Genomic DNA, 24,054 nt, shown 5'->3' with positions numbered 1-24,054 from the left:
CTCCGGATGCGCCGACTACCTCTGACGGGTGTCGAGGCTGTGGCCGGTCGTGGCGTCCACGTGGTCCGGGATCTCGTCGTGGCGGTCGCCCACGGTCGGTGTCCCGGTGGGCTCGAACATGAGGATCGCGGCGCCGGAGGGGGCGTACGGCCGGTGCTCCGTGCCGCGGGGGACGGTGTAGACGGAGCCCTGCGGGAGGACGACCGTGCGCTCGCCCTCGGGCCCGCGCAGGGAGATGCGCAGTTCTCCGTCGAGCACCAGGAAGAACTCGTCGGTGTGGTCGTGGGCGTGCCAGACGTGTTCGCCCTCGACCTTGGCGATGCGGACGTCGTAGTCGTTGACGCGCGTGACGATGCGGGGGCTCCACAGGGCGTCGAAGGAGGCCAGGGCCTGGTGGAGGGGGATGGGCTGGTTGGTCATGGGCCCATCCTGGGCCGTTCCGCGCGGCCGGTGTGAGTGCTAGGAATTGCACATGGCGCAAGGATCCTCGCAGGAGAAGCCGAAGAGGCACGGGGCGGATGGGCTGCCGCGGGTGGTCGTGATCGTGGACGAGAACTCGAACCCCTTCGAACTCGGCTGTGCGACCGAGGTGTTCGGGCTGCGCAGACCGGAGATCGGCCGCGACCTGTACGACTTCACGCTCTGCTCCCCCGAGCCCCGCACCCTGATGCGGGACGGGTTCTTCACCCTCACCGGGGTCGCGGGCCTGGAGGCGGCCGACACCGCGGACACCCTGATCGTTCCGAACCGGCCCGACGTCGAGGTCCCGCGCCGGCCGCCGTGCTCGACGCCGTCCGCCGGGCGCACGCGCGCGGTGCCCGCCTGATCGGTTTCTGCAGCGGCGCGTTCACGCTGGCCGAGGCCGGGGTCCTCGACGGACGTCGGGCCACCGCGCACTGGCAGTGGGCGGATTCCTTCCGGGCCCGGTTCCCGTCCGTCCGCCTGGAACCGGACGTGCTGTTCGTGGACGACGGTGACGTCCTCACCGCCGCGGGCAGCGCGGCCGCGCTCGATCTCGGGCTGCACGTGCTCCGCCGCGACCACGGCGCGGAGATCGCCAACGCCGTGAGCCGGCGGCTGGTGTTCGCGGCGCACCGGGACGGCGGGCAGCGGCAGTTCGTGGAGCGTCCGATACCGGACCTGGCCGCGGAGTCGCTGGCGCCCGTCCTGGCCTGGGCGCAGGAACGGCTGGACTCGCCGCTCACGGTGGCGGACCTGGCGGCGCGGGCCGCGGTCAGCGCGGCGACGCTCCACCGGCGCTTCCGGGCCCAGCTGGGCACGACGCCGCTGGCGTGGCTCACGGGGGAACGGCTCGCGCTGGCCTGCCGGCTGATCGAGCGGGGCGAGTCCCGCTTCGAGGTGGTCGCGCGGCGGAGCGGGCTCGGCACCGCCGCCAACCTGCGCGTGCTGATGCGCCGCGGGACGGGCATCACCCCGTCCGCGTACCGGCGCCGGTTCGGGCCCGAGGGGAAGTGACCTGCGCGGCCTCCGCGCAGACCGCGGCGCCGGCACGCGGGGGGGGGTGCGTGCCGGCGCTGCGCGGGACGGGGCCGGGGTGACCCCGTTACAGGGCGGCGTCGGGGATCCAGGAGCCGTGGATCATGGCCGGGACGCGGCGCGGGAGGTGGACCGTGGCGACCGGGGGCAGGTCCAGGTCCGAGGCGTCGAGGACGAGGAGCCGGGAGCTGTCGGAGTTGAGGTCGCTGACGACGGTCAGGAGGTAGCCGCCGTCCTCCTCGGTGGCCGTGCCGGCGGGGACGAAGACGGCCTCGCTGGGGAGCCGGCCGGTGCCGAACGGCTTGGTCTGGCGGGCGCCGGTGGTGCGGTCGTACTTGACCAGGGCGTGGGTGCCGATGCCGAGGTCGTCGGGGAAGGACAGCGCGTACTGGTAGCGGTGCTCGCGGCCGGTGAACGCGTCGTTGATGGTGGGGAACTCGACCGTCAGGTCGTCGGTGTCCTCCTGCGCGACCCGGCCGGTGACGGGGTCTACCGTCCAGCGGGTGGCGCGGGAGCCGGAGTTGGGCTCGGCGCCGCGGTCGGGGGCGCCGATCCACCAGTTCCAGGAGCGCTGCCAGCCGTCGCGGCCGACGGCGGGGCCTTCGATGACGATGCGGCCGAGGGAGTCCTCGTAGGCGTTGGCGAGGTGCATGGCGTAGCCGGGTGCGACGTCGAACCAGCGGATCCGCCGGGCGCCTCCCTCACCGCGGGGCATCACGCCGATCCGGGTGGGCTGGGCGTCGCTCCAGGCGTACGGGATCCCGGAGCGGTCGGAGGGGTCGAAGGTGACCGACCCCTCCAGGAAGACGACGTGGCGCTCGGTGAGGGCGAAGTCGTGCTTGAGCGCGGCGGTCGCGCCCGGCACCTCCTGGCTGCGCAGCACCGTGCCGTCCGGGGACGAGACGTGGTGGACGAGGAACGGCGGGAAGGGGGAGGAGGCGAAGAAGTGGAGTTCGCCGGTGGTGGGGTCCTCCTTGGGGTGGGCGGTCATCGCGGAGGTGAGTTTGCCGTTCCAGTCGAAGGCGCCGACGGTCTCCAGGTCGGGGGTCAGCTCGAAGGGCAGGGCGGACTCGCACAGGGCCAGGAGGCGTCCGCCGTGCTCGATGACGTGGGTGCCGGCGGTGCTGGCGGTCAGGTCGGGGCCGTGTTCGGTCATGTAGGGGGCGCCGTCGAGGGCGGGGGTGTGGACCCAGCGGTTGCGGTACCACTCGGCGCGGCCGTCGCGCAGGCGGATGCCGTGGACCATGCCGCTGCCCTTGAACCAGTGGGTGGGGGTGATGCCGGGCTTCGGGTTGTGGCTGTTGCGGATCAGGCGGCCCGTCAGCTCGGGCGGGAGGATGCCCTCGACGGTCAGGCCCGTGGCGGTGATCTCGTCGGCGACGGGGGTGTAGTGGCCGGTGAGGTACGGCTTCGCGGCGGTGGAGGAGGAGGTGGAAGAGGTGGCGGCGGTCATGGTGGGCGTCCCTTCGGGGGTGGCGTGCGGGTGCGGTGTACGGCGGTGCGGTGCGCGGGCCGGGATCAGGCGGTCTCCGCCGTGCTCTTCAGGGCCGCCAGCCAGCGCTCCAGGGACTGCCGGAGGGCCTGGCCGAGCGCCTCGGGCTCGGCGTCGACGGGGGCTCCGCTCCAGGACTCCTCGGTGCGGACGGTCACCGTCGCGTCGGCCGTCTCCTCGAAGGTCCATACGTGGATGCCGTCGATGCCGTGCGCGGGGCCGCCCCAGACGATGCGGCGGCCGGGTACGAGCTCCAGGACGGTGGAGGTGATGTCCAGCCCGTGGGTGTGCCACCGGAAGACGGCTCCGACCGCGAGCGGGCCGGTGGGCTCGGCCCGGGTGATGTCCGGGTTCCAGTCGGGCCAGGCCGCGATGTCGGTGTGCAGGTCCCAGAGGCGGGCGAGCGGGGCACGGACGGTGGTGTCGAGCCGTACGACGGCGGGCGCGGACTCGTCGATGGTGTACGGGGCCGGGGTCTGCGGGTTCATCGGTGGTGGGCTCCTTCGGTGGTGTCGTCTTCGGTGACTTCGCCGGTGGTGCCGGCGGTGGTGGGGTCCGGTGCCGGGGCGCGGCGGGACAGCAGCGGGGTGGCGGCCGCGGCCGCGGCGGCGGTGGCGGCGGCCAGGAGGAAGGCGGCCCGGTAGCCGTCGGCGAGTGCGGCCGGGCCTTCGGCGGGGGCGCCGGCGGTGACGGCGGTGGCGAGGGTGCCCAGCAGGGCGAGGCCGACGGCGCCGCCGAGCTGGCGGGTGGTGTTGACCAGCCCGCCGGCGACTCCGGCGTCGGCCGGGCGGACGCCGCTCACCGCCGCGCCGGTGAGCTGGACGAAGGCGATGCCGAGGCCGAGGCCGATGAGCGCGGTCGGGCCGGTCAGCCCGGCGAGGCCGGTGCCCGGCGCGCTGAGGAGGGCCAGCCAGGCGAGGCCGACGGCCTGGGCGAGGAGGCCCGCGGCCAGGGTGCGGTACGGGCCGAGCAGGCGGGCCAGGCGCGGGGCCACGGAGGAGCCGAGCATGTTCGCGGCGGCGAGCGGGACTTGGGCCAGGCCCGCGGCCAGCGGGCCGGCGCCGAGGACCTGTTGCTGGAGCAGCGGGAGGTAGAAGAACAGGCCGACCCAGACGGCGCCGAGCAGGGCCATCAGGAGGTTGGCCGGGGCGACGAGGCCCTGCCGGAGCAGCCCTGGCGGCAGCAGCGGCGCCGGGTGGCGCTGCTCGGTGCGCAGGAAGAGGAGCAGCAGGAGCACGGCGGCGGCGAGCGGCCCGAGGACGTACGGGTCGGCCGGGCCGGAGCTGCGGACGGCCGTGAGCCCGTAGACGAGGGCGGCGACCGCGGCGGTGACGGACAACCCGCCGAGGAGGTCGATGCGCGCCGGGCCGGCGGCGGCACCCGGCCGGCGGCCGGGATCGGCGGGGACGGACCGGCGGCCGGGATCAGCGGACCGGCGGCCGGGATCGGCGGGGACCAGGCGGAGGGTCGCGGTGAGGGCGAGGGCGGCGCCGAGCCCGCAGGTGTGGAAGATCCAGGGCCAGCCGAAGGCCTCGGTCAGTACGCCGCCGAGGAGCACCCCGGCCGCGCCGCCTGCTCCGGAGACGGCGCCCCACACGCCCAGGGCCCGGGCGCGGCCGCCGCCGGGCGGGAAGAGCCGTATGACGAGGGCGAGCGCGGCGGGGGCGGCCGCGGCGGCGCCGACGCCCTGGACGACGCGGGCACCGATGAGCAGCCACGGGGTGCCGGCCAGTCCGGCCGCCACGGAGGCGGCGGCGAACAGGCCCAGTCCGGCGGTGAGGGCGCGGCGGGCTCCGGCCAGGTCGGCTGCGCGGCCGCCGAGGAGCAGCAGGGCCCCGAAGGCGAGGCCGTAGGCGTTGACCACCCAGGACATGCCGGTATCGGAGAGGGCCACGCCGTCCCGGATGTGGGGGAGGGCGACGTTGACGACGGACGTGCTCAGGACGACGACGAACTGCGCTGCGGCGAGCGCGGCGAGCACGCCCGCGCCCGTCTCGACCGCTCGCCCTCCCGCTGACGCGTCCGGCTCCTCCGCGAGGTGCGGCATGACGGCGACTCCCTTCCAAAATGTATGTGTGGTTAACCACTCACTCTTTGGTCCGAAAGAGGCGCCCGACCGGATGACCGGCACGGGCCGCCCCACGCCCCACGCCCCGGGGGGCGTGGCCGCGCTCAGTAGTGCGTGATGCCTGCGGCGAGCGTGCGCATCCAGGGCGCGTCCGCCACGCCCGCGTCATCGTCCGCGTCCACGCCGAGCGAGACGACGAGATGACACAGCATGCCGACCGCGAAGAACTCCTGGACCTGCCGTTCGTCCCCGCCGGAGGCGCCGCGGACGTACTCCACGACACGGGCGTACCCCGCGCGGACCGCCTCGCGGATCACCGGTTCGGAGACGGCGGCCGCCTGGGCGTGCAGCTGGACCAACAGCAGGTCGTTGTCGCTGATCAGCCGGGCGTACGCGTCCCCCATGGAGGCGAGGACGAGCTCCGGCGAGGCGCCCTCCGCCTCGGCCGCACCGCGTTCGAGGGCGGCGCGGACCTGGGCGAAGCAGTGCTCGACGACCGCCGCGAACAGGGCCTCCTTGTTCGGGAACAAGCGGTAGACGTACGCCTGCGAGATGCCCGCCGCCTTGGCGACCTCCGTGGTGGTGGTCCCGAAGTAGCCGCGGGCGGCGAAGGCGCCGATCGCGGTGCGGAGCACCGTCTCGCGGCGTTCCTCCGCTGTGGAGAGTTGGCGTGGGCGTCGTTCCGTCTGCATGTGAGTAATAAACCACTCACACAGGGGGGGTGTCAACCCCGCCCTCCCCGGGACGGCGCAGCGGGGGTCCGCCGGCCACGGGATCGGCGCACACGGCGTCAATGCCGCTCGTCGGGGATACGAGCTGCTGGGATGGCGGAGCGAGCGGGGGCTTCAGTGACGGAGGTGGCGCTTGAACCCAGACGACGGGCCGCCCGGCGACGGTCCGCGCGGTGGCCCGCGCCGACCTGGCGGGACTGGGTCGGGCAGGCGGTGGAGTCCATCGGCACCAGCCTCGACGAGCAGACGACCTGCGCGGAGCTGGCCCTGTTCCTGTGCCGGCGGCTGTGCGAGGCCGCGGCGGTGGACCTGCTGCCCGAACCCGTGACGACCTCGCGCACGGGGCCGGGCACGCGGTCGGCGACGGGGCTGGACCGGGTGGCGGCGGCCGGGCGGACCGAACTGCTCCAGGAAGGGGTCCCGCAGGACGCGCACGGCCTGTCGGTGCGGGCGTGCTGCTGGGCGGCGACTGGTTCGAGACGGTCCGGCTGCACTACGGGCGCACCCTGCTGGTGATGGGCGACGTCATGGGGCACGGGCTCGACGCGGCCGTGGACATGAACGCCTACCGCTCCATGCTCCGCTACGTCGCCTCGACCGACCTGCCCCCGCACCGGGTGCTGCGGCAGCTCGACGCCGCGGTGTCGGAGAAGGGCACCCGCCGCCCGGCGACGTGCCTGCTGGTCCGGATCGACGCGGCCCGCGGGACCGCGGCGTTCTCCAGCGCGGGCCACCTGCCGCCGGCGGTGTTCGGCCCGGACGGCAGCGGCACGCTGATCGACGTGCCGGTCGGCCCGCCGCTGGGCACCGGCCTCGGCGGCTACGAGCTGACCACGCGCACGGTCACGCCCGAGGAGACGCTGCTGCTGTTCACGGACGGCCTGGTGGAGCGGCGCGGCGAGGACATCGACGTCTCGCTGGCCCGGTTGGCGGGGCTGCGGCTGCCGGTCGGCGCCGGGGTGCAGCAGTCGCTGGACCAGGTGCTGCTGTCCCTGGACGCGGTCCACGCCGAGGACGACGTCGCCGTACTGGCGGCCCGGATCCGGCCCCGCCCCGATCACGAGCCGCACGGCGCGGACCGCCCTGAGGGCCGACGCGGTCGCCGTCTCGCCCGTTCCCGGGTCAGGCCGACGTGGTGACGGCCGAGCCGGTACGGGCCCGGGCCGCCTCCGGTGCGACGGTGACACGGCGGCGGCGCACCGGCAGGCCGATGGTCGGGTTGGCGACGCCCCAGGCGGCGCCCTTGCAGATCAGCTCCTTGTACAGGGCGGCGAGGCGGCCGGTGAGGGCCGCGCTGACGGTGCGGTCGTCGGCGGTGACGTACTGGATCAGGCCCTCCTTGCGCCCCAGCGAGATGCACTGGTTGAAGTAGCGGATCGGCACGTTCGGGAGCTTTCCGCCGGTCAGGCGGGCCGCGATGGCGTCGGCGGCCTGCCATGCGGCGGGGGTTCCCGAGGCGCACGACATGCGCAGCGGCTTGTCACCGGGGCCCATGGCCAGGGCCGCGTCACCGATGGCGTAGACGTCCGGGTGCGAGACCGAGCGCATGGTGGAGTCGACCACGATCCGGCCGGTGCCGGTGACTTCGAGGGTGGTGGCGCCCGCGATCGGGTGGACGGCGAAGCCGGTGGCCCACACGGTGACCGCGGCCGGGATGGCCTCGCCGTCTGCGGTGGTGATGCGGTCGGCCTCGACGGCGGTGACGGCGGCGTGCTCGTGCACGGTGATGCCGAGCCTGCCGAAGACCTTGCTCAGGTGGCCGCGGCCCTTGGGCGAGAGCCAGTCGCCGAGGCCGCCGCGGGCGGCGAGGGCGACGTCGAGGTCCGGGCGGGCCTCGGCGATCTCGGTCGCGGCCTCCAGGCCGGTGAGGCCGCCGCCTACGACGACCACGGGCTGCCCGGCGCCCAGGCCGGCGAGCCGGTCGCGCAGCCGCAGTGCTCCGGGTCGGCCGGCGATCTCGTGGGCGTACTCGGCGACGCCGGGGACGCCCTGGTCGTTCCAGCCGCTGCCGAGGGCGTACACGAGGGTGTCGTAGGCGAGTTCGGCGGCGTGCCCGCCGGCGTCGGTGACGGAGACGTTCTTGCGGTCGACGTCGACGGCGGTGACCTTCCCGAGCATCAGCTCGACACCGGTGCCGGCGAACATCTCGCCGAAGGGGCGGGGCCGCAGGTCCTGGCCGGTCGCGAGCTGGTGCATGCGGACGCGCTCGACGAAGTCGGGCTCGGCGTTGACGAGGGTGATGGCCACGTCGTCGCGGTGCAGCCGCTTGGCGAGCCGGCCGGCGGCGATCGCTCCGGCGTATCCGGCGCCGAGGACGATGATGCGGTGCTGCGTGCGCTGCTGCATGTGCCTGCTCCTGTCTGGGCGGGTCAGCCGCTGTCTTGCGCGGCTTCGCACCTTGAACCGGGCAGCCCGCCGTTCCCTGACAGGTCGGCGATGTGAAGCACGTCACACCGGTCGGGGGCGGGTGGGGGCGGGTCGGTCAGAAGGCGTGGAACACGGGCTCCCCGTGCTCCGCAGCGGCCCACACCCCGGTCGCGCGCTCCAGCTTGTCGGGGTTGACCTGGTTGCGGAACGCGGCGATGCCGTCGGCCGTGATCTCCAGGCACATGACGCCGACGACCCGGCCGTCGACGACCGCCACGACGGCGGGCCCGCCGTTGGCGGTGGCCAGGTGGATCCCGGCCGAGCCGCCGACCAGGGCGCGCTTGGCCGGCCCCGGCTTGAACAGGCCCCGCATGAACTTCGCGACCGCGAGGGCGCCCTCGAACGCCTTGGCGCGGGCGGGGACCTTCCCGCCGCCGTCGCCGATCGCGATGGCGTCGGAGGTGAGCAGTTGTACGAGCGGCTCGGTCTTCCCGCTGGTGGCGGCGGCGAGGAACTCCTCGACGATGCGCCGGGCCGCGGCTCGGTCGATCTCGGTGCGGGCCCTGCCGTCCGCGATGTGCTTCTTGGCCCGGTGGAGGATCTGCTGGCTGGAGGCCTCGCTGATGTCGAGGATCTCGGCGATCTCCCGGTGCGGGTAGTCGAACGCCTCCCGCAGCACGTACACCGCCCGCTCGTTGGGGGACAGCCGCTCCATGAGCGTGAGCACCGCGTACGAGACCGACTCCCGCTGCTCGGCGGTGGCGGCCGGGCCGAGCATCGGGTCTCCGTCGAGGAGCGGCTCGGGAAGCCACTCGCCGACGTAGGTCTCGCGCCGGGCGCGGGCCGAAGCGAGCTGGTTGAGGCACAGGTTGGTGAGCACCTTCGTCAGCCAGGCCTCGGGCACCTCGATGCGTCCGACGTCGGTGGCCTGCCAGCGCAGGAACGTGTCCTGCACGGCGTCCTCGGCCTCGCTCGCGGACCCGAGCAGCCGGTAGGCGATGGCCTCCAGCCGCCCCCGCGCGCCCTCGAACAGGTCCACGTCCTCCACGGTCAACGGCATGCGGTGATCCTAACCGCCGCGCGGAAGGGGTCGAGGAGTGAGGGGGGTTCGGGGAGTTCGGGGAGTCACCCGTCGCCGGTCTCCTCGGCCCGCAGGCGGCGGGCGGCGGCTTCGGCCGCCTTCCCGGCCTTCTGCGCCGCCGACTCGGCCCGGTGGTGGTACTTCTGCGCGGCCTCTTCCGCCTTCTCCGCGGCTTCGAGGCGCAGTTGGAGGGCGCGGAGCCCTTCTCGCGCGGCCTCGGCCTCACTCCGCGCCCGCTCCAGGGCCCCGGCCGCCTCGGCGAGGTCCGCCTCGGCCCGCTCGCGCTCGGCCCCGGCTTCGGCCGCGGCCCGACGGGCGGCGCGCACCCGCCCCTCCCGCTCGCGTGCGCGCCGCTCGGCCGCGGCGTCCCGCGCCGGGGGCGGGGGCTCCGGTTCCGGCCTCCGCTTCGCCCTCGCCCTCGGCTTCGGCTTCGGCTTCGCCTCCGGCTCCGGCTCCGGCTCCGGCTCCGGCTCCGGCTCCGGCGGGAGTGCGGCCGGTTCGGGCGGCTTGCGGGCCGCAGCCGCGGCCGAGGGGGCGGGCTGCACGCCTTCGAACCCGACCGGTGACCGCGGCGCCGCCGTCAGTCGGCCGGCGAGCCACTGCCGGCCCGCCTCCTCGTCCGCCAGCAGGGCGTGGAAGATCCGCTCGACCTCCCGCAGCACGCTCTCGGTGGTCCGCTCCCCCGCCTCGGCCGCCAGCCGTACGGTGTCGCGCGCGAGCGCGTCGATCACCTTGTGCTGCTCCCGCGACAGCGCGCGCAACTGCGCTCCGTCCAGTTCCCGGTGCGCCGTGCGCAGCTGGGCCCCCAGGCGCAGCAGCCCTTCCGCCTCACCGGGTCGGGCCCGGGCGAAGAGGCCCACCGCCCACAGGGCGAGGGTCGGCTTCCGCAGGCTGCCGATGCGGCGGGCGCCTGCGGTGTCCTTCTCCCGCCGGGCCCGGGCGACGTACGCGTCGCGCGCCGCGACGAACTGCGCGGGCCGGAGCCCGTACAGCTCGGTGACCACCTGCTCCACGTCCACACCACCACGATGGACCCGACGGCCGCGCGAACCGGTCGGCGACACCCGACGGCCGCGTACGCGGGCGGGCCGGCCGGGCCGCCCGGCCCGTCGCGGGGTCAATCCCTGTCGTCGCCGGCGGCGAGGACCCTGGTGGTGAAGTCCGCCAGCTGCGCCCGCATGCGTTCCCTCGGTACGCCCTCCTGTCCGGCCAGGTGCTCGACGAGGTCGGCGCGGGTGGCCGCGAGCAGCGCGTGGGCGGTGAAGTGGCCGTCGGCCAGGCCGGGGATCTGCTCCAGCACGGCTCGGAGCAGGTCGTGCCACTGCTCGTAGTGCTCCGCCTGGTACGGGCTGGTGCTCCCGCTCCCCTCCAGGGCCAGCGTCAGGCGCCGGTTGTCGAGCTTGAAGCACAGGAGGGCGTCGAGCAGGGCCGGGACCCGCTGCTGCGGCGGGGCGGCCGGGCCGAGCGGCGGAGGGCCGGCCTCGGCGGCCTCCCTGAGCGGTTCGAGCCGAGCCTCGTACAGCGCGCGGAGCAGCCCCGCGCGATCGCCGAAGGCGCGGAAGAGCGTCCCCTTGCCGACGCCGGCCGCTGCGGCGACGTCGGCCATGGTGACGTCCTCGGGGCTCTCGCGGCGGGCGAAGAGGGCGTCGGCGGCCGCGAGGACGGCCTCCCTGTTGCGGGCGGCGTCCTTGCGGGCCCTCGGTTCGGGCATGGTGCTCCTCCGTTTGCAAAGCGGACCCGCGGTCCGTATCGTCAAACCGGACCCAGGGTCCGGATTCTACGAAGGGGAGGATACCCGTGTCCGCACCTACTTCTCCGGCGGATCTGTTCCGCCACAGCCTGCGGCTGCTGCTCGACAAGGACGTTCCCGGATGGGTCGCCCTGTGGGCCGATGACGGCCTCATGGAGTTCCCGTTCGCCCCCGAGGGCTGGCCCGCGCGCCTGGAGGGCAGGGCGGCCGTCGCCGCCTACATGCGCGACTACCCCGACCACATCGACCTGCACGACTTCCCCACCGTGCGGATCCACCGGACCACCGATCCGGAGACCATCGTGGTCGAGATGCGCGGCGTCGGCCGCCTGGTGGCGACCGACGCCCCGTTCGACATGACCTACATCGCCGTCGTGACCGTCCGCGACGGACGCATCACCTCCTACCGCGACTACTGGAACCCGCTCGCCGTCCTCGAACCGGGCGCCGACTTCCTCACGGGGAGCACCCGATGACCCGCACCCCCGTCACCGTCGGCACCACCCTGGTCCTCGGCGCCACCGGCACCACCGGCGGCCGTACCGCCGCGCAGCTGACCGCGGCCGGCCACCGCGTCAGGGCCGCCAGCCGGCGCGCCGCCCCGGTCCCCGGCGCCGAGCCGGTCCCGTTCGACTGGTACGACCCCGCCACGCACGCCGCGGCCCTCGACGGGGTCGACCGCGTCTACCTCGTACCGCCCGTCGGCGACCCCGATCCCGCGGCCGTCATGATGCCGTTCCTCCACCGGGCCCGTAGCGCTGCCCGGGTGCGCCGCGCGGTGCTGCTGAGCTCCTCGGCCGTCCCGCCGGGCGGCCCGGCGGTGGGCATGGTCCACCAGGCGCTGCCCGACCTGTTCGAGGAGTGGGCGGTGCTGCGGCCGTCGTGGTTCATGCAGAACTTCACCGGCGCGCACGCGCACGCCGTCAGCATCCGCGAGGACGGCGTCGTCCTGACCGCCACCGGGAGCGGCCGGGTCGGCTTCGTCGACGCCGAGGACATCGCGGCCAGCGCGGTCTGCGCCCTGACCGACGAGCGGGCCCCGAACACCGACCTCGTCCTCACCGGGCCGCAGGCGCTCGGCTACGACGACGTCGCCACGGCCATCGCCGAGGTCACCGGACGGCCCGTGGTCCACCGCCGGCTGTCGTACGAGCAGATGCGCGACCGCCTCACGGCCGTCCTGCCGGTGGAGTTCGCCGCCATGCTGGCCGGCATGGACCGCGCCATCGCCGAGGGGGCGGAGGACCGCGTCACCGACACCGTCCAGCGCCTCACCGGCCGGCCGCCGGGCACCTTCCGCGCCTTCCTGGAACGGGAGGTCCGCCGGTGACGTGACCGGCCTGCCCCGGGGAGGGGTCCGGGACACCCTGCCCCGTACTACGCCAGCGTCTCGGGCGTGCCGTGCCGCAGCAGCTGCTCCATGCGGCGCCGGACCGCTTCCACGGCGCCCCGGCGCCGGCCGGGAACGCGGGCGCGCAGCGCGACCAGGCCCGTGCCGAGCTCCCGGGCCCGCTGCGGGTCCCGGACCTCCTGCCACTGGTGGTGGGCACGGTCCACGGCCGCTTCGACCGTCGCGTCGTCCGGCGCGTGGTTGCGGGCGAGGCGGGCGTCGGCGGCCGCCATCCACAAGGTGCAGCTGCGCACGGCGTCGCCGGCGAGGTGCGCGAGGTCGGCCCGTACCTCCAGCCAGTGCACGGCCTGGGCGGAGCCCGGGCCGTGGGTGCGCACGGCCCAGGCCTCCCAGGTGGCGGCGAGGCTCTCGGCCCGGTCGTGCTGCCCGGCGTGGGCCGCGGCGAGGACGGCCGGCAGCGGGTCCTCGTCGACCGTGGCGGGGGGTGCCGGTGTGGCGTCCACGGCGAGGAACAGCGAGCCGTCGGCACCCGCCCGGGCTGCGGCCTCGGCGTGGAGCTCCGCGAGCGGCGGGTTCAGGCCGCTGCGCCAGGTGCCGGCGACGGCCTTCAGATAGGCCGGTTCCGCGACGCGGTGGCGGGGCGGCGGCGGGGAGACACGGCCGTACAGGGTCGCGCCGACGCCGAGGGCGAGGCCGTAGGCACGGATCTGCTGCCAGGCGTCGGGGGCGGCGACGAGGTCCACGAGCACGGTCGTGGTGCCGGGACGGCGCGGCTTCAACTCCCCCACCAGCCACTGCCAGGGCAGGGCGGTGTAGCGCAGGGCGGCCGGTGTCGTCCGGGCCAGGGCGACGTGGAGCAGGCGCTGTCGGGCGTCGAGGTGGAGCTGCCCGGCCAGGCAGACGGTGAGGTGGCCGGGTGCGGCGGCTGCGGCGCGGATGCGGGTGAGGACGGTCTGCTGGTCGGTCGGGTCGGCCAGCTCGACGATGGTCCCGGCGGCCGCGGTGCGGGTCAGGGTGCCGGTCGGCACGGCGGCGAGGGTGGGCAGCACGCTGGTGGCGTCGATCAGCCGCCCCTTGCCGGCCGGGGCGGCCGCGAGCAGCAGCGCGGTTCCGGGTGGTGTCGTGTTCTCTACTGTCATTGCCATCGCCACACCCGCACCGTACGCCCTCCGCGGCGCGGACCACTCGGCGGCTGCCGCCCACGTGGGAGCGGGCGTCGGGGAATCCCAGACGGTGCGCGCGCCTCGCACTTCAGTCCGACGGGGCCTTCCACGGGGCGGCGGGGCGGCGCCCGCCCCGTTCCGTCCCTTCTGTTCAGTCCCTGTCAAGGTGCGCAGGTCATGGCCGCTTCCCCGCGCCGGGCAGGTACTGAAGGGACCGAACTCCGCAACTGTGCTCGGGCCCGCGTCTCGTGTCGTCTCGTATCCTCCCTGGACACCCGGGGACGGGATCGGGGCGCGCGACCCGATGCCGTTGCCGCGTGCGATCGGGATCGGGAGCGGGGTGGGGCGGATGGCCGGCGGTGCGGGTGCCGGGGGTGTGGTGCTGGTGGCGGACGACGACGCCGCCATCAGGCGCTCGCTGGAACGCGGGCTGCGGTTGAGCGGGTTCAGCGTGCTGCTCGCCGCGGACGGGGCCGGGGCGCTCGCCACCCACGCCGAGCGGAGCCCCGACGTCTTCGTGCTGGACGTGTCGATGCCCGGGCTGAGCGGTATCGAGGTGTGCCGGGTCCTGCGGGCGCAGGGTGACGAGACGCCCGTGCTGATGCTGTCGGCCCTCGACGAGCTCGCCGACCGGGTCGCCGGGTTGCAGGCCGGGGCGGACGACTACCTGGTCAAGCCGTTCGCACTGGAGGAACTGGTGCTGCGCCTGCGGGCGCTGTTGCGCCGCCGTCCGGCGGGGCCCGCCGAGCCCGGTCCGGACGCACCGCTGCGGGCCGGGCCGCTGGTGGTCGACCCGGCGACGCGCGAGGTGCACCGCGACGGGGTCGCCGTGCACCTCACGCGCCGGGAGTTCGAGCTGCTGGCCACGCTGGTGCGCAACGCCGGCATCGTCCTCACCCGGGACCAGCTGCTCGACCGGGTGTGGGGCTACGACTTCGAGGTGCGCACCGACGCCGTCGACACGTTCGTCAGCTACCTGCGCCGGAAGCTGGAGGAGGGCGGGCGGCCGCGCCTGATCCACACGGTGCGCGGGGTGGGCTTCGTCCTGCGGGCCGACGCCGAGGCCACGGCCGCCTCCACCGCCACAGGCACCGCCACCGCCGATGACCGCCGGAGGGGCGCATGAAGCTCGCCACCCGGGTCGCCGTCTCGGTGACCGTGGTCGTACCGGTGCTCGTGCTCGCCGCGGGACTGCTGCTGCTCGGCCTCGTCCAGCGGGACCTGCGCCAGCAGCAGGACGCCCGGCTGCAGGAGCGGGGCCCGGCGGTGCTCCCGGACGTCAGGGCATTGCTGAACGCCGACCGCAACGACCGGCCGAAGGCGGAGCAGAACCAGCAGCGCAAGGTCCTCGGCGGTGTCATGGACGCCGGGATCCGGGTCCGCAACGCGCAGGGGTCGGTCGTGCTGGAGGGCGGGCCGCAGCCCGCCGACGCGGTGCAGCTGCCGGAGCGGACCCCGGACGGCCCTGTCACCGTACGGGCCAAGGGCCACGCCTGGCGGGTGCTCAGCGTGCAGGTGGCCGGGCCCGCGCCGGGCACCCTGTGGCTGTTCGCCCCGGCCTCGGCGACGGACCCGCAGCTCGCGGCGGTACGCCGGCGCGTCCTGCTGGTCGCGGTGCTGGCGGCGCCCGTCTCCGGGCTGGTGGCGTACGGGCTGGCGGGCCGCGCCACCGCCTCCGTACGGCGGCTGAGCCGCCGGGCGGCCGCCCTCGACCCGGCGGCGGGCGCGGCGGCCTTCGCGACCGCGCCGGTCGGCGTGGCCGAGGTGGACGAGCTGTCCGCGGCGATCGCCGCACTGCTGGCCCGCTACGACGAACAGGCGGCCAGGACCGCGCGGGCACTGGACACCGCCCGGTCCTTCTCCTCGGCCGCCTCGCACGAGCTGCGCACGCCGCTGATGAGCATGCGGACCGACCTCGACGTCCTCGCCGCACATCCCGACCTGCCCGCCGACGACCGGGCGGAGGTGGTGCGGGACCTGCAGGGCGACCACGCGCGGCTGCTCGAACTCCTGACGGCGCTGCGCATGCTGGCCCTGGGCGACCTGGTGGACGTCTCCTCGTTCGGGTCGGTCGACCTGTGCGAGCTCGTGGACTCGGCGGTCGGCGAGGCCGCCCGCCGCCACCCGGGGGCGCGGCTCACCGCCGACCTCCCCGCCGAGCTGCGCGTCTTCGGGTGGGAGGCGGGGCTGCGGATCATGCTCGCCAACCTGCTGGCCAACGCCGTCGTCCACGGCCACCTGCCGCCGGAGCCGCCGCGGATCACCGTACGGCTGCGCGCGGAGGGCGGCAGCGCCGTCCTGACCGTCGACGACACCGGTCCCGGCGTCCCGCCCGGCGAACGGGAGGAGGTCTTCCAGCGGTTCCACCACCGGCCGGGCAGTCCGGGCTCCGGGCTCGGGCTGACGCTGGTCGCGCAGCAGGTGGCGCTGCACGGCGGCACCGTCACCGTGGAGGACGCGCCGGGCGACGACCCGGGCGGCACCGGTCGCACCGGCGCGCGGTTCTCCGTACGCCTTCCGCTGCCCGTCCCGGACCCACCCGCTGCGTGGGTGCCGGCGCGGCGCGCCTGGCTGTCGTTCTCGTCGGGCGGCTGAGCCGTCGAGCCGTTCGACCGCGGGCGGCGGCCGGTCACAAAGAAACCACAAGAACGGTCCCTACGGTCCTGCCCGGCCGGACCGCCCGTTCGCGGCGGCCGCGTTCGCACCGACAGCGACACCCAAGGGGAACCGCCATGCTCACCAACCGCAGGACCGCTGCTGCCGCGCTCGGCACCGTCGTACTGACCGGCGCACTGCTCGGCGCCTCGCCCGCGCAGGCCGACGCCGGAGCTCCGTCCGCCGCCCCGTCGGCGAAGTCCACGCCGCAGGGCGACGGCTCCAAGGCCCTCTGCAAGCGCCTGCCGAAGGTCGAGGCCCGGGTCGGCGCCGCCCTCACCCGGCTCAACGGGGACGCCTCCGTCGTCGGGTCGATCGCCCGGCTGGAGAAGCGCGTCGCCGAGGCCAAGACCGCCGGCCACACCGAGGTGTACACCTACCTCAACGACCGCCTGACCGCCCGCAAGGCCGTGCCGGCGACCCTGCAGAAGCGCCAGGCCGACCTGAAGGCCGTCAGCACCTGGTGCGCCGCCCAGGGGAACAAGTGACCGCCCGGGGCCGCGGCGCCGCGGCCCTCGCGGCGCTGGCCGCCGGAGCAGCGCTGCTCCTCACCGGATGCGGGGGCGGTGCGGAGTCCGCGCCCGCCGGTCAGTCCGTGAGCGGAGCCGACTCGGGGCAGGTGGCGGAGATGCAGCAGAAGCTGGACGCGGCCGAGCAGGCGGCGTCCGACGCGGACAAGGACGCCGCCGACGACAAGTGAACTGCGGACGCCGTCGACGGCGGTGATCCGCCCGGCAGGCCCGAGGGCCGCCGTCCCCGCTGTGGGGGCGGCGGCCCTCGGGCGTGTGGGCATCCGGCCGGGGTCACGCCGCCCGCGCGCAGCCGGTCGGCTACGCCCGGGTCAGGCGGTGCAGGGCCAGGGGGCCGGCGGCCAGGGGTTCGCGGACCGCCGCCGAGGCCACGTAGCCGCGGTCCACCGGGACGTCCAGGAAGTGCCAGTCGCCGCGGGACCGGCGGCCGCCCGTGGTGTCGAGGCCGATGTAGTCCGTGGCCGGGTCGCGGCCGAGGCCCGTACCGAGTCCCTTGAGGTAGGCCTCCTTGCGGGTCCACAGGCGGGCGATGGCGCGCGGGCGCGGGACCGGGTCCAGCCGCCGGGCCTCCTGCTGCTCGTCGGGGTGGAGCATCAGGGCGAGTTCGTCGCTCTCCGCGGCGTCGCACACCAGCTCCACGTCCACGCCGATCGGGGCGCCGGCCACGCCGATCAGCACCAGGTCGCTCCGGTGGGACAGCGAGAAGTGGAGGTCGGCGGGGAAGCCGTCGAGGGCCGGGCGGCCGTGCGGGCCGCCGCAGCAGGGGCATTCCTCCCGCACGTAACGGACGTCCGCCGGCGGGACCCCCAGGTAGGAACCCAGTACGGCGCGCAGCGCGACATGGGCCGCGGTGAAGCGGATGCGGTCCGCGGGCCGGGCGAGGGCCGCGGCCCGCCCGCGTTCGGCGGGGTCCAGGGTGGCCGGGTCCGCGAAGGAGTCCGGGGTGTCGGACAACCGCAGCAGCCACAGGTCGGGGGACCCGGGTGCGGGTCGGTCACGCCGTTCAGCCTGCGCCTTGATGTCCACTGGTGCTTCCGACCTCTGTCTCGGTGGTGCTCGGCTCCCTCGCGGGAGTCCCCGTCACATGTCGCGGTCCTCCGCCGCGTACGCGGTCCGCGCCGCCCGGCCCGCGCCTGTTCCCGACGCCGTTCCGGGCGCCGTGTCCGGTTCGTCCGCCGGACCGTCCGTTCCGCCCGCGCTCCCCGTCGTCGGCGGCGCCGTCGGCAGGTCGCGGCGGCCGCCCAGGGGACGTACGACCAGCAGCAGGCTGCTGACGGCGAGCCCCGCGGTGAGCAGCCACAGGGTCGGGCGGAGCCCGATGGCGGTGCCGAGGGCGCCGCCGAGGAGCGCGCCGACCGGCACCGAGCCGTAGTTGGCGACGGAGTGGCTCGCCGTGATGCGGCCGAGCAGTTCGGGCGGGCAGTACGCCTGGCGGAACGCGCCCTGGATGACGCTGCCGCATACCACGCCCACCGACAGCCCGGCCAGGCCCAGGGCGAGGAGCGTCACCCGCCATCCTTCGCCGGCCAGCGGGATCAGCAGTCCCAGCGGGGCGGTGACGAGTTTGCACAGCAGCATGCCGCGTGCGCTGCCGAAGCGGCGGGCGGTCGGGGTGGCGACGAGGGCTCCGAGGAGTCCGCCGACGCCGCCCGAGGCGAGCAGCCATCCCACCGCGCCTTCGCCGACGCCCAGTTCGCGGACGAGGAAGACGGTGAGGATGGCGTGGCAGCCGGTCAGCAGCAGGTTGGTGACCGCCCCGTACGCGGTGAGCAGGCGCAGGTAGGGGTCGCGCAGGGTGTGGTGCAGGCCTTCCCGGATCTCGTGGCGCAGCCGGGTGGGCGCCGCGGGCTTCCCGGGGTGGGGTTCGCGGTCCCGGATCGCGATCAGGCAGAGCGTGGACACGAGGAAGGTGGCGCCGTTGGCCAGCAGCCCGGTCACGGCGCCGAACGCCTGGGCCAGCAGACCGCCGACGCCCTGCCCGCCGAGTTGCGCCACGGACTCGCTGCCCTGGAGTTTCGCGTTCGCTTCGGGCAGGTCCTCCTTGGCCACCACCGACGGCAGGTAGACCCGGTAGGCGATGGAGAACAGGACGCTCGCGCAGCCGGTCAGCAGCGCCACGGCGAGCAGGTGCGCCAGCGTGAGGGCGTCGAGCCAGGCGGCGACGGGGACGGAGGCGAGCAGGACGAGCGAGCCGAGATTGCACGCGATCATCAGCGGGCGGCGGCGTACCCGGTCCACCCAGGCTCCCGCCGACAGCCCGAACAGCAGCCAGGGCAGCCAGGCCGCGGCGGCGAGCACGCTCACCCACATCGTGCCGGCCTGCAGGGTCACCACGGCGACCAGCGGCATGGCGACGGCGGAGATGCTGCTGCCGAACCTGCTGACGGTCTCCCCGAACCACAGCAGCCCGAAGTCGTGTTGGCGCACCAGGGCGCTCCGGCCGGCGTTCATGCGGACTCCACGATCCCCTGCACCGTCGCGGCGAGCTGCTCGGCGGCGCGCGCCCAGCGCTCCCGCCGTGCGGTCACCTCGGCCTGCAGCCGGTCCAGTTCGGCGCCGAGCCGGTCGAGGGCGGCCTCGGCCGAGGCCGCGCCGGGGCCGGCGCCGTGGACGCAGGCGGCGGCGACGTCGGCGGGGTCCAGCCAGGAGGCGGCGGCTTCCGGCCCGGTCGGCGCGAGGGCCGCGACCTCGGGGCGGGCCCGACCGGCCTCGGTCAGGGAGACGCCCTGTTCCAGGGCGCCGAGTACGGTCTCGCCGACCAGGTGGTGGGCCTCCCGGAACGGCATGCCGTCCATGACGAGGCGTTCCGCGAGGTACGTGGCCGTGGTGAAGCCCTCCACGGCCCGCTGCGCCATGCGCTCGGGCTCCGGCTCAGCGCCGCCCACCGCCAGCCGCAGCAGGGTGACCGCGTCGGCCGTGCTGCGCAGACCGGGCCAGAGGTGGCGTACGGCCTCGCCGCCGACGGCGATGGCGTTGGTGAATCCGGCGGTGGCCATCGCCGCGACGGCGGCGGTGAAGCCGCCCGCGGCGGCTGTCGACCGGCCCTGGACGTGTTCCAGCAGGAAGGGGTTGCGTTTCTGGGGCATCATCGAGCTGGAGCCGACCAGGTCGTCGGCCATCCGCAGCAGGCCGAACTCCTCCGAGGTCCACCAGCCGAGGTCGCGGGCGGCCCGGGCCGTCGTCACGCCGAGGACGGAGCAGGCGGCGAGCAGGCGCAGCACGAAGTCGCGGGAGGCGACCGCGTCGACGGAGTTCGGGGCCGTGGCGGTGAAGCCGAGCAGCTCGGCGGTGCGCTCGGGGGCGATGGCGACGGAGGTCCCGCCGACGGCTCCGGCGCCGAGGGGGTTGACGTCGAGTTCCCGGCCCGCGTCGAGCAGCCCGTCGAGGGCGCGCAGTACGGCGGTGGCCACTCCGGCCAGGTAGTGCCCGTAGGTGATGGGCACGGCGGGCTGTCCGTGGGTGTACGCGGGCATGGTGACGCCGCGGTGGGCGGCGGCCCGATCGAGGAGGGTGCGGGCCAGGGCGGCGGTCCCGTCGAGGAGTTCGCCGTAGGGTGCGCGCGCTTTGAGGCGTACGGTCGTCGCGTTGAGGTCGTTGCGGGACCGACCGGTGTGCAGGACGCCGCCGACCCGCTCGCCGAGCAGTTCCACGAGCCTGCCCTCGTAGGCCAGGTACACGCCGCGCGGCATGGGCATGCCGCGCAGGGCGGCGAAATCGTCGGCGCGCAGGGCGGTGATGGTGCGCAGCAGGGCTGCGGTGCGGGCGGTGTCGACGACGCCGCGTTCGGCGAGCATGACGAGGTGGGCCCGGTCCACTTCGCTGATCAGGTGCAGCTCCTGGCCGAGGCCGTCCGGGCCGGTGTCCGGGAGGTACTGGTCGTAGACGATGCGGTGCGCCTCGTCGTGGAGGGTGGTGCGCAGCCGACCGGTGTCCGCTCCGGCGGAGCCGGCTGCCGCCCCGGTGGCGGCGGGAGCCGCGGGCGGCGGGGCGGGAGCCGCGGGCGGGCCGGGAGCCGTGGTGCTCATGCGGCCTCCTTGAGGATCGCCGGTTCGATGGCTGCTGCGGCCGGGGCGGGCAGCAGGGCCGTTGCCAGCCGGTCCAGCGCCTCGTCGGCGAGCGCCGCCGAGCGGTCGGCGTCGGGTGCGGTGGTGATGACGTGGCCCAGGCGTCCGCGGAAGTCCTCGGCCGGGGCGACGGCGCTGCCCGGAGCGCGGTACAGGGCGGCGTCCACGACTCCCGGTATCGCGCGCGCCCGGGACACGGCGGTGCCGGTGGCCTCCGCGGTGCCGAGGACCCCGTCGGCGTCGGCGGTCAGGAAACGGATGGAGGCGCCGGCCTCCCCGGACCGTTCCGGTTCGACCGGCTCGCCGACGGCCGCCCGCACCTGGGCGGCGACCAGGTCGATGCCGTAGGCGTGCCGCACCAGCTCGGGGATCATGCCGCCGGCCAGCCGCGGGTTGACCTCGATCACCCGGGGCGTGCCGCGGTCCAGCCGCAGCTCCACGTGGGCCGCGCCCCAGCCGAGACCGAGCGCCCGTACGGCGTGCTCCGCGCATGCGGTCAGGGCCTCGTGCTGCTCGGCCGGCAGGGCGGCGGGCAGGTCGTGGCCGGTCTCGACGAACACCGGCGGCGGGCCGACGTGCTTGGCGACCACCGCGACGGCCCGGCGCCCGACCACCTCGACCGAGAACTCCCGGCCCGACAGGTAGGACTCGACGAGGATCCGCGACGGGGCGGCGAGTCCCCGCTCGTTCACGCCGGCGGCGAGCAGCTCGCCGGCGTGGTCGGCGACCTGCCGGAGTGTCGTGCACAGCCGTACGCCCAGGCTGCCGGAGCCCTGCACCGGTTTGACGACCACGGGCAGTCCGAGGACGGAGGCGACGGCCACCGCCTGCTGCACCCCGCCGACGTCCTTGTAGCCGGGCACGGGCACCCCGGCGTCGTCGAGGAGCCGGCGTTGGCGCGCCTTGTCGCGGCAGGCGCGCACCGCTTCGGCGGACGGCCCGGGCAGGCCGAGCCGGTCCGCGACCTCGGCGGCGGTGGCGACGAAGTACTCGGAGCTGGACAGCACCCCGGCGACGGGGGCGGTCCGGGCCAGTTCGCGGACCGCCCGCCACAGGGCTGCGGGATCGGCGGTGTCCACGGTGACGGTGGGCAGCCCGTCCTCGGCGGCGTACGGGTAGCGTCCGGGGTCCGCGGCGAGCAGGACCGGCCGGAGGCCGGCCTCGGCGGCGCGTTGCGCGAACTGGCGTCCCGTGCCGGTGGTGTTGGACTCGATCAGGAGCAGCTGCCGGCCGGTCATGCGCCCGCTCCGGGGACCATCACGTCGTCGAAGCGGCGCCGGGCCCACAGCAGTCGGGACCAGGCCGGCGCCGCGTCCAGGGGGTGGTCGACGAGGACGGGGCCGGCGGGGTTGGCGGCCGGTGTGATGCCCTGCTCGCGCAGCCAGGTCTCGCTGTAGACGGTGGACTGGTAGCGGTAGCCCTCGTCGGGGAGCACCATCACGACCTTGCTGTTCGGGTTGTGCTGTGCCCACCAGGCGGCGACCTGGAAGGAGGCGCCGCTCGTGGGGCCCATGAACAGGCCGTGTGTGCGGAACAGGTCGTGCGTGGCGTGGAACGCCTCGGGTGCGGTGACCCAGTGCACCTCGTCGTAGGCGGTGTGGCGCACGTTGCCGGGGTGGATGCTGCTGCCGAGGCCGCGCAGCATGCGGGAGCTGTCCGGGGTGCCGAAGATGATCGAGCCGTGGGTGTCGACTCCGACGAGGTGGAGGGCGGGGTCGGACATCCGCAGGGCCGCCGCCAGGCCCCCGGTGGAGCCGCCGGAGCCGACGGGGCCGACGAGGCAGTCGACGGGGCCGACGGTGGTGCCGATCAGGTCGGCGACGGTGCCGTACGCGGCCGGGTTGTCGGGGTTGTCGTACTGGCCCGGTACGAAGCTGTCCGGTCGGAGCCTGCGCAGTTCCTCCACCCGGGCGAGGCGGGCGCCCTGGATGCCGCCGGGCTGCCCGGTGTCCTCGACGATCTCGACGGTCGCGCCGAGCATCGTCAGCCGGGTGTACAGCTCGCGGTCGATCGCCGAGTCGCCGACGATGGTGAGGGGGTAGCCGCGCAGCCGGCACACCATGGCGAGGCCGAGGGCGAAGGTGCCGGACGAGGTCTCGATGACCGGGGTGCCGGGCGTGAGGGTGCCGGCGGCCTCGGCCCGGTCGAGGATGTAGCGGGCGGGCAGCAGCTTCATCAGGCTGAAGGCGGCCCCGTAGAGGTTGTCGGTCAGTTGGATGATGCGCGGGAGCTCGGTGGCTTCCACTACAGACGAGTGCAGCTTCGAGGCACCCGCGACCATGGTCGTCGTCATGTTGGTCAGTCACCCGTCGTGAAGATCCACTGTTCGTGGATGCCCGTGCCGTGCAGGAGGTCTTGTGCGTGTTCGGTGCGCGCCCCGACGTCGGGGTCGTCGCGGTCGAAGAGGATCCCGGCGATGTCTCCGCTGTGGGCTGCCTGGACGCCCACGGCGCCGGTCTCGCGGACGATCTGCCGGATCCGGTCGAGTCCGGGTATCGGCAGGTGCCGCTGGTTGATCTCGGTGCTGGCGGTGGCCACGGCGCCGACGAGGGCCACGTCCTTGGTCTGGATGGCTTCCCGGAGCTGGGCCTGGAGTTCGGCGAAGCTCCTGGTCTCGGCGTCGTCGTAGCGGGCCGGCGGGAAGGCGAGGGTGTCGACGCCCTGCCCGTCGGCGTGCGGCCGGGAGCCGAAGCCGAGGACCCGCAGCGGTGGCATGCGGTAGCCGAAGTCCTCGATGACCTGGCCCTCGCGCTGCGCGAACAGCACCGAGCTCTCCTCGAACATCAGTGAGTCGGAGGCCAGTTCGGCCTGTACGGCGAGCCGGGCCACCTCCTCGGGCGGGAGCGAGCCGGTGAAGGCGTCCTTGACCGCCCAGATGGCTGCCAGGACGTCGCTGGTCGAGGAGCCGAATCCGCGGCACAGCGGTACGTCGCTGGAGAGTTCGAGGTGCCCGCCCACGGGACGGCCGCCGGCCGGGGCCAGGGCGGCGATGGTGAGTTCGGCCGCGCGCAGCGCCTTGGTCTTCCAGGCGGGGGAGACCGTCAGTTCGGAGCCGGGCGCGGGCATGAACGTCGCGTGCGCCTTGTAGAGGGTGCAGGGGAGCGTCACCAGCCCCCTGATGAGGCCGCCCTCGTGCGGGAAGACGCCCTGCAGGATCTCGCCGTGGTGTATGGGAGACGACGCGATGCCGAGGCGCCAGCCGGAATGATCCACCATGTCCCTTGCTTCCTCTGGGGGCCGGACCGCTGCTTGGGTGCCGGCCGGCCGTTCGGACACGTTCACGTTAGGAGAGGCGTCCGGCGCCG

General features: G+C 75.1%; 24 protein-coding genes and 1 pseudogene. 9 read left to right on the top strand and 16 right to left on the bottom strand.

The genetic code is table 11. The annotated features are described in order from the left end of the window. Nucleotides 1-15 precede the first annotated feature (15 nt). Nucleotides 16-420, bottom strand: coding sequence for a cupin domain-containing protein (locus ACSHWO_RS36755; protein ID WP_438319620.1), 405 nt, complete (start codon nucleotides 418-420; stop codon nucleotides 16-18). A 52-nt stretch (nucleotides 421-472) separates the two neighbouring features. On the opposite strand from ACSHWO_RS36755, the pseudogene ACSHWO_RS36750 reads away from it, so the two are divergent. Next, nucleotides 473-1,476 (top strand): annotated as a pseudogene (locus ACSHWO_RS36750) (helix-turn-helix domain-containing protein). Nucleotides 1,477-1,564: 88 nt separating this feature from the next. On the opposite strand, the gene ACSHWO_RS36745 reads toward ACSHWO_RS36750, so the two are convergent. From ACSHWO_RS36745 to ACSHWO_RS36730, 4 genes are all read right to left on the bottom strand, one after another. Further along, entirely contained in the window at nucleotides 1,565-2,950 is a 1,386-nt protein-coding gene (locus ACSHWO_RS36745; RefSeq protein ID WP_438319619.1) for a carotenoid oxygenase family protein, read from the bottom strand. Between the two features lie 65 nt (nucleotides 2,951-3,015). Further along, nucleotides 3,016-3,477 carry an SRPBCC family protein gene (locus ACSHWO_RS36740; protein WP_385845058.1) on the bottom strand — a complete coding sequence of 154 codons (462 nt, stop codon included), beginning with the start codon at nucleotides 3,475-3,477 and terminating at the stop codon, nucleotides 3,016-3,018. Beyond that, nucleotides 3,474-5,036, bottom strand: a complete 1,563-nt coding sequence (locus ACSHWO_RS36735) for an MFS transporter (protein WP_438319618.1) — start codon at nucleotides 5,034-5,036, stop codon at nucleotides 3,474-3,476. Before ACSHWO_RS36735 ends, ACSHWO_RS36740 begins: the two co-directional genes overlap by 4 nt. A gap of 125 nt (nucleotides 5,037-5,161) precedes the next feature. After that, the gene (locus ACSHWO_RS36730; RefSeq protein ID WP_361100346.1) at nucleotides 5,162-5,749 is read right to left on the bottom strand and encodes a TetR/AcrR family transcriptional regulator; all 588 of its coding nucleotides are present in this window, start codon (nucleotides 5,747-5,749) and stop codon (nucleotides 5,162-5,164) included. A gap of 165 nt (nucleotides 5,750-5,914) precedes the next feature. Here ACSHWO_RS36730 and ACSHWO_RS36725 point away from each other — a divergent pair, with 165 nt between their 5' ends. Together ACSHWO_RS36725 and ACSHWO_RS36720 are read left to right on the top strand one after the other, a co-directional pair. Further along, complete coding sequence (locus ACSHWO_RS36725; protein ID WP_438319617.1) at nucleotides 5,915-6,304, top strand: hypothetical protein; 390 nt, start codon at nucleotides 5,915-5,917, stop codon at nucleotides 6,302-6,304. Beyond that, nucleotides 6,241-6,927, top strand: coding sequence for a PP2C family protein-serine/threonine phosphatase (locus tag ACSHWO_RS36720; RefSeq protein WP_438319616.1), 687 nt, complete (start codon nucleotides 6,241-6,243; stop codon nucleotides 6,925-6,927). Before ACSHWO_RS36725 ends, ACSHWO_RS36720 begins: the two co-directional genes overlap by 64 nt. Here the strand turns inward: ACSHWO_RS36720 and ACSHWO_RS36715 are convergent. The 4 genes from ACSHWO_RS36715 to ACSHWO_RS36700 form a co-directional block, all read right to left on the bottom strand. Next, nucleotides 6,911-8,134, bottom strand: a complete 1,224-nt coding sequence (locus tag ACSHWO_RS36715; RefSeq protein WP_361100352.1) for an NAD(P)/FAD-dependent oxidoreductase — start codon at nucleotides 8,132-8,134, stop codon at nucleotides 6,911-6,913. The two genes, ACSHWO_RS36720 and ACSHWO_RS36715, sit on opposite strands and share 17 nt — an antisense overlap. Nucleotides 8,135-8,270: 136 nt before the next feature. Further along, nucleotides 8,271-9,215: an RNA polymerase sigma factor SigJ gene (gene sigJ / locus ACSHWO_RS36710; RefSeq protein ID WP_404240246.1), complete on the bottom strand. Its 945-nt coding sequence runs from the start codon at nucleotides 9,213-9,215 to the stop codon at nucleotides 8,271-8,273. Between the two features lie 65 nt (nucleotides 9,216-9,280). Further along, complete coding sequence (locus ACSHWO_RS36705; RefSeq protein WP_438319615.1) at nucleotides 9,281-10,255, bottom strand: hypothetical protein; 975 nt, start codon at nucleotides 10,253-10,255, stop codon at nucleotides 9,281-9,283. Nucleotides 10,256-10,353: 98 nt separating this feature from the next. Beyond that, nucleotides 10,354-10,947 carry a TetR/AcrR family transcriptional regulator gene (locus ACSHWO_RS36700; protein WP_438319614.1) on the bottom strand — a complete coding sequence of 198 codons (594 nt, stop codon included), beginning with the start codon at nucleotides 10,945-10,947 and terminating at the stop codon, nucleotides 10,354-10,356. A gap of 86 nt (nucleotides 10,948-11,033) precedes the next feature. Between ACSHWO_RS36700 and ACSHWO_RS36695 the strand changes: the two genes are divergently transcribed. Both ACSHWO_RS36695 and ACSHWO_RS36690 read left to right on the top strand, forming a co-directional pair. Beyond that, nucleotides 11,034-11,462, top strand: coding sequence for a nuclear transport factor 2 family protein (locus ACSHWO_RS36695; protein ID WP_438319613.1), 429 nt, complete (start codon nucleotides 11,034-11,036; stop codon nucleotides 11,460-11,462). Beyond that, complete coding sequence (locus ACSHWO_RS36690; protein ID WP_438319612.1) at nucleotides 11,459-12,316, top strand: NAD(P)H-binding protein; 858 nt, start codon at nucleotides 11,459-11,461, stop codon at nucleotides 12,314-12,316. Before ACSHWO_RS36695 ends, ACSHWO_RS36690 begins: the two co-directional genes overlap by 4 nt. 47 nt (nucleotides 12,317-12,363) lie before the next feature. On the opposite strand, the gene ACSHWO_RS36685 is transcribed toward ACSHWO_RS36690, so the two are convergent. Continuing rightward, nucleotides 12,364-13,482: a hypothetical protein gene (locus ACSHWO_RS36685; RefSeq protein WP_438319611.1), complete on the bottom strand. Its 1,119-nt coding sequence runs from the start codon at nucleotides 13,480-13,482 to the stop codon at nucleotides 12,364-12,366. 367 nt (nucleotides 13,483-13,849) lie between these two features. On the opposite strand from ACSHWO_RS36685, the gene ACSHWO_RS36680 reads away from it, so the two are divergent. The 4 genes from ACSHWO_RS36680 to ACSHWO_RS36665 all read left to right on the top strand — a co-directional run bounded on the left by ACSHWO_RS36680 (nucleotide 13,850) and on the right by ACSHWO_RS36665 (nucleotide 16,855). After that, nucleotides 13,850-14,626, top strand: coding sequence for a response regulator transcription factor (locus ACSHWO_RS36680; protein ID WP_385845095.1), 777 nt, complete (start codon nucleotides 13,850-13,852; stop codon nucleotides 14,624-14,626). Further along, nucleotides 14,623-16,095, top strand: a complete 1,473-nt coding sequence (locus ACSHWO_RS36675; RefSeq protein WP_438319610.1) for a sensor histidine kinase — start codon at nucleotides 14,623-14,625, stop codon at nucleotides 16,093-16,095. Before ACSHWO_RS36680 ends, ACSHWO_RS36675 begins: the two co-directional genes overlap by 4 nt. A gap of 137 nt (nucleotides 16,096-16,232) precedes the next feature. After that, nucleotides 16,233-16,643 (top strand): hypothetical protein, encoded by a 411-nt coding sequence (locus tag ACSHWO_RS36670; RefSeq protein ID WP_361100379.1) that lies wholly within the window; start codon nucleotides 16,233-16,235, stop codon nucleotides 16,641-16,643. Continuing rightward, entirely contained in the window at nucleotides 16,640-16,855 is a 216-nt protein-coding gene (locus ACSHWO_RS36665; protein ID WP_385845102.1) for a hypothetical protein, read from the top strand. Before ACSHWO_RS36670 ends, ACSHWO_RS36665 begins: the two co-directional genes overlap by 4 nt. Before the next feature lie 130 nt (nucleotides 16,856-16,985). Here the strand turns inward: ACSHWO_RS36665 and ACSHWO_RS36660 are convergent, their stop codons facing one another. From ACSHWO_RS36660 to ACSHWO_RS36635, 6 genes are read right to left on the bottom strand one after another with little or no spacing between them, the layout of a single operon-like run. Continuing rightward, nucleotides 16,986-17,711: a 4'-phosphopantetheinyl transferase family protein gene (locus tag ACSHWO_RS36660; RefSeq protein WP_438319609.1), complete on the bottom strand. Its 726-nt coding sequence runs from the start codon at nucleotides 17,709-17,711 to the stop codon at nucleotides 16,986-16,988. A gap of 54 nt (nucleotides 17,712-17,765) precedes the next feature. Continuing rightward, nucleotides 17,766-19,136, bottom strand: a complete 1,371-nt coding sequence (locus tag ACSHWO_RS36655) for an MFS transporter (protein WP_361100388.1) — start codon at nucleotides 19,134-19,136, stop codon at nucleotides 17,766-17,768. Beyond that, entirely contained in the window at nucleotides 19,133-20,710 is a 1,578-nt protein-coding gene (argH, locus tag ACSHWO_RS36650) for an argininosuccinate lyase (protein WP_438319608.1), read from the bottom strand. Before argH ends, ACSHWO_RS36655 begins: the two co-directional genes overlap by 4 nt. Further along, entirely contained in the window at nucleotides 20,707-21,987 is a 1,281-nt protein-coding gene (locus tag ACSHWO_RS36645; protein ID WP_438319607.1) for an ATP-grasp domain-containing protein, read from the bottom strand. Before ACSHWO_RS36645 ends, argH begins: the two co-directional genes overlap by 4 nt. Then, complete coding sequence (locus ACSHWO_RS36640; protein WP_361100397.1) at nucleotides 21,984-23,042, bottom strand: PLP-dependent cysteine synthase family protein; 1,059 nt, start codon at nucleotides 23,040-23,042, stop codon at nucleotides 21,984-21,986. Before ACSHWO_RS36640 ends, ACSHWO_RS36645 begins: the two co-directional genes overlap by 4 nt. Before the next feature lie 5 nt (nucleotides 23,043-23,047). Then, nucleotides 23,048-23,965, bottom strand: coding sequence for a GHMP family kinase ATP-binding protein (locus ACSHWO_RS36635; protein WP_361100400.1), 918 nt, complete (start codon nucleotides 23,963-23,965; stop codon nucleotides 23,048-23,050). Between the last annotated feature and the right edge of the window lie 89 nt (nucleotides 23,966-24,054).

It is taken from the genome of Streptomyces pallidus (ex Mingjun et al. 2026), from assembly GCF_051550185.1.
Classification (GTDB): Bacteria; Actinomycetota; Actinomycetes; order Streptomycetales; family Streptomycetaceae; genus Streptomyces.
This window is presented reverse-complemented; position numbering and strand designations above follow the sequence as displayed.

What these genes read in the sequence shown, in the direction of transcription:
- ACSHWO_RS36680 (WP_385845095.1), top strand. Translation starts at nt 13,850, where the DNA reads ATGGCCGGCGGTGCGGGTGCCGGGGGTGTGGTGCTGGTGGCGGACGAC.
- ACSHWO_RS36730 (WP_361100346.1), bottom strand. Translation starts at nt 5,749, where the DNA reads ATGCAGACGGAACGACGCCCACGCCAACTCTCCACAGCGGAGGAACGC.
- sigJ (WP_404240246.1), bottom strand. Translation starts at nt 9,215, where the DNA reads ATGCCGTTGACCGTGGAGGACGTGGACCTGTTCGAGGGCGCGCGGGGG.
- ACSHWO_RS36655 (WP_361100388.1), bottom strand. Translation starts at nt 19,136, where the DNA reads ATGAACGCCGGCCGGAGCGCCCTGGTGCGCCAACACGACTTCGGGCTG.
- ACSHWO_RS36675 (WP_438319610.1), top strand. Translation starts at nt 14,623, where the DNA reads ATGAAGCTCGCCACCCGGGTCGCCGTCTCGGTGACCGTGGTCGTACCG.
- ACSHWO_RS36690 (WP_438319612.1), top strand. Translation starts at nt 11,459, where the DNA reads ATGACCCGCACCCCCGTCACCGTCGGCACCACCCTGGTCCTCGGCGCC.
- ACSHWO_RS36715 (WP_361100352.1), bottom strand. Translation starts at nt 8,134, where the DNA reads ATGCAGCAGCGCACGCAGCACCGCATCATCGTCCTCGGCGCCGGATAC.
- ACSHWO_RS36685 (WP_438319611.1), bottom strand. Translation starts at nt 13,482, where the DNA reads ATGGCAATGACAGTAGAGAACACGACACCACCCGGAACCGCGCTGCTG.
- ACSHWO_RS36645 (WP_438319607.1), bottom strand. Translation starts at nt 21,987, where the DNA reads ATGACCGGCCGGCAGCTGCTCCTGATCGAGTCCAACACCACCGGCACG.
- ACSHWO_RS36740 (WP_385845058.1), bottom strand. Translation starts at nt 3,477, where the DNA reads ATGAACCCGCAGACCCCGGCCCCGTACACCATCGACGAGTCCGCGCCC.
- ACSHWO_RS36640 (WP_361100397.1), bottom strand. Translation starts at nt 23,042, where the DNA reads ATGACGACGACCATGGTCGCGGGTGCCTCGAAGCTGCACTCGTCTGTA.
- argH (WP_438319608.1), bottom strand. Translation starts at nt 20,710, where the DNA reads ATGAGCACCACGGCTCCCGGCCCGCCCGCGGCTCCCGCCCCGCCGCCC.
- ACSHWO_RS36700 (WP_438319614.1), bottom strand. Translation starts at nt 10,947, where the DNA reads ATGCCCGAACCGAGGGCCCGCAAGGACGCCGCCCGCAACAGGGAGGCC.
- ACSHWO_RS36755 (WP_438319620.1), bottom strand. Translation starts at nt 420, where the DNA reads ATGACCAACCAGCCCATCCCCCTCCACCAGGCCCTGGCCTCCTTCGAC.
- ACSHWO_RS36745 (WP_438319619.1), bottom strand. Translation starts at nt 2,950, where the DNA reads ATGACCGCCGCCACCTCTTCCACCTCCTCCTCCACCGCCGCGAAGCCG.
- ACSHWO_RS36670 (WP_361100379.1), top strand. Translation starts at nt 16,233, where the DNA reads ATGCTCACCAACCGCAGGACCGCTGCTGCCGCGCTCGGCACCGTCGTA.
- ACSHWO_RS36635 (WP_361100400.1), bottom strand. Translation starts at nt 23,965, where the DNA reads ATGGTGGATCATTCCGGCTGGCGCCTCGGCATCGCGTCGTCTCCCATA.
- ACSHWO_RS36735 (WP_438319618.1), bottom strand. Translation starts at nt 5,036, where the DNA reads ATGCCGCACCTCGCGGAGGAGCCGGACGCGTCAGCGGGAGGGCGAGCG.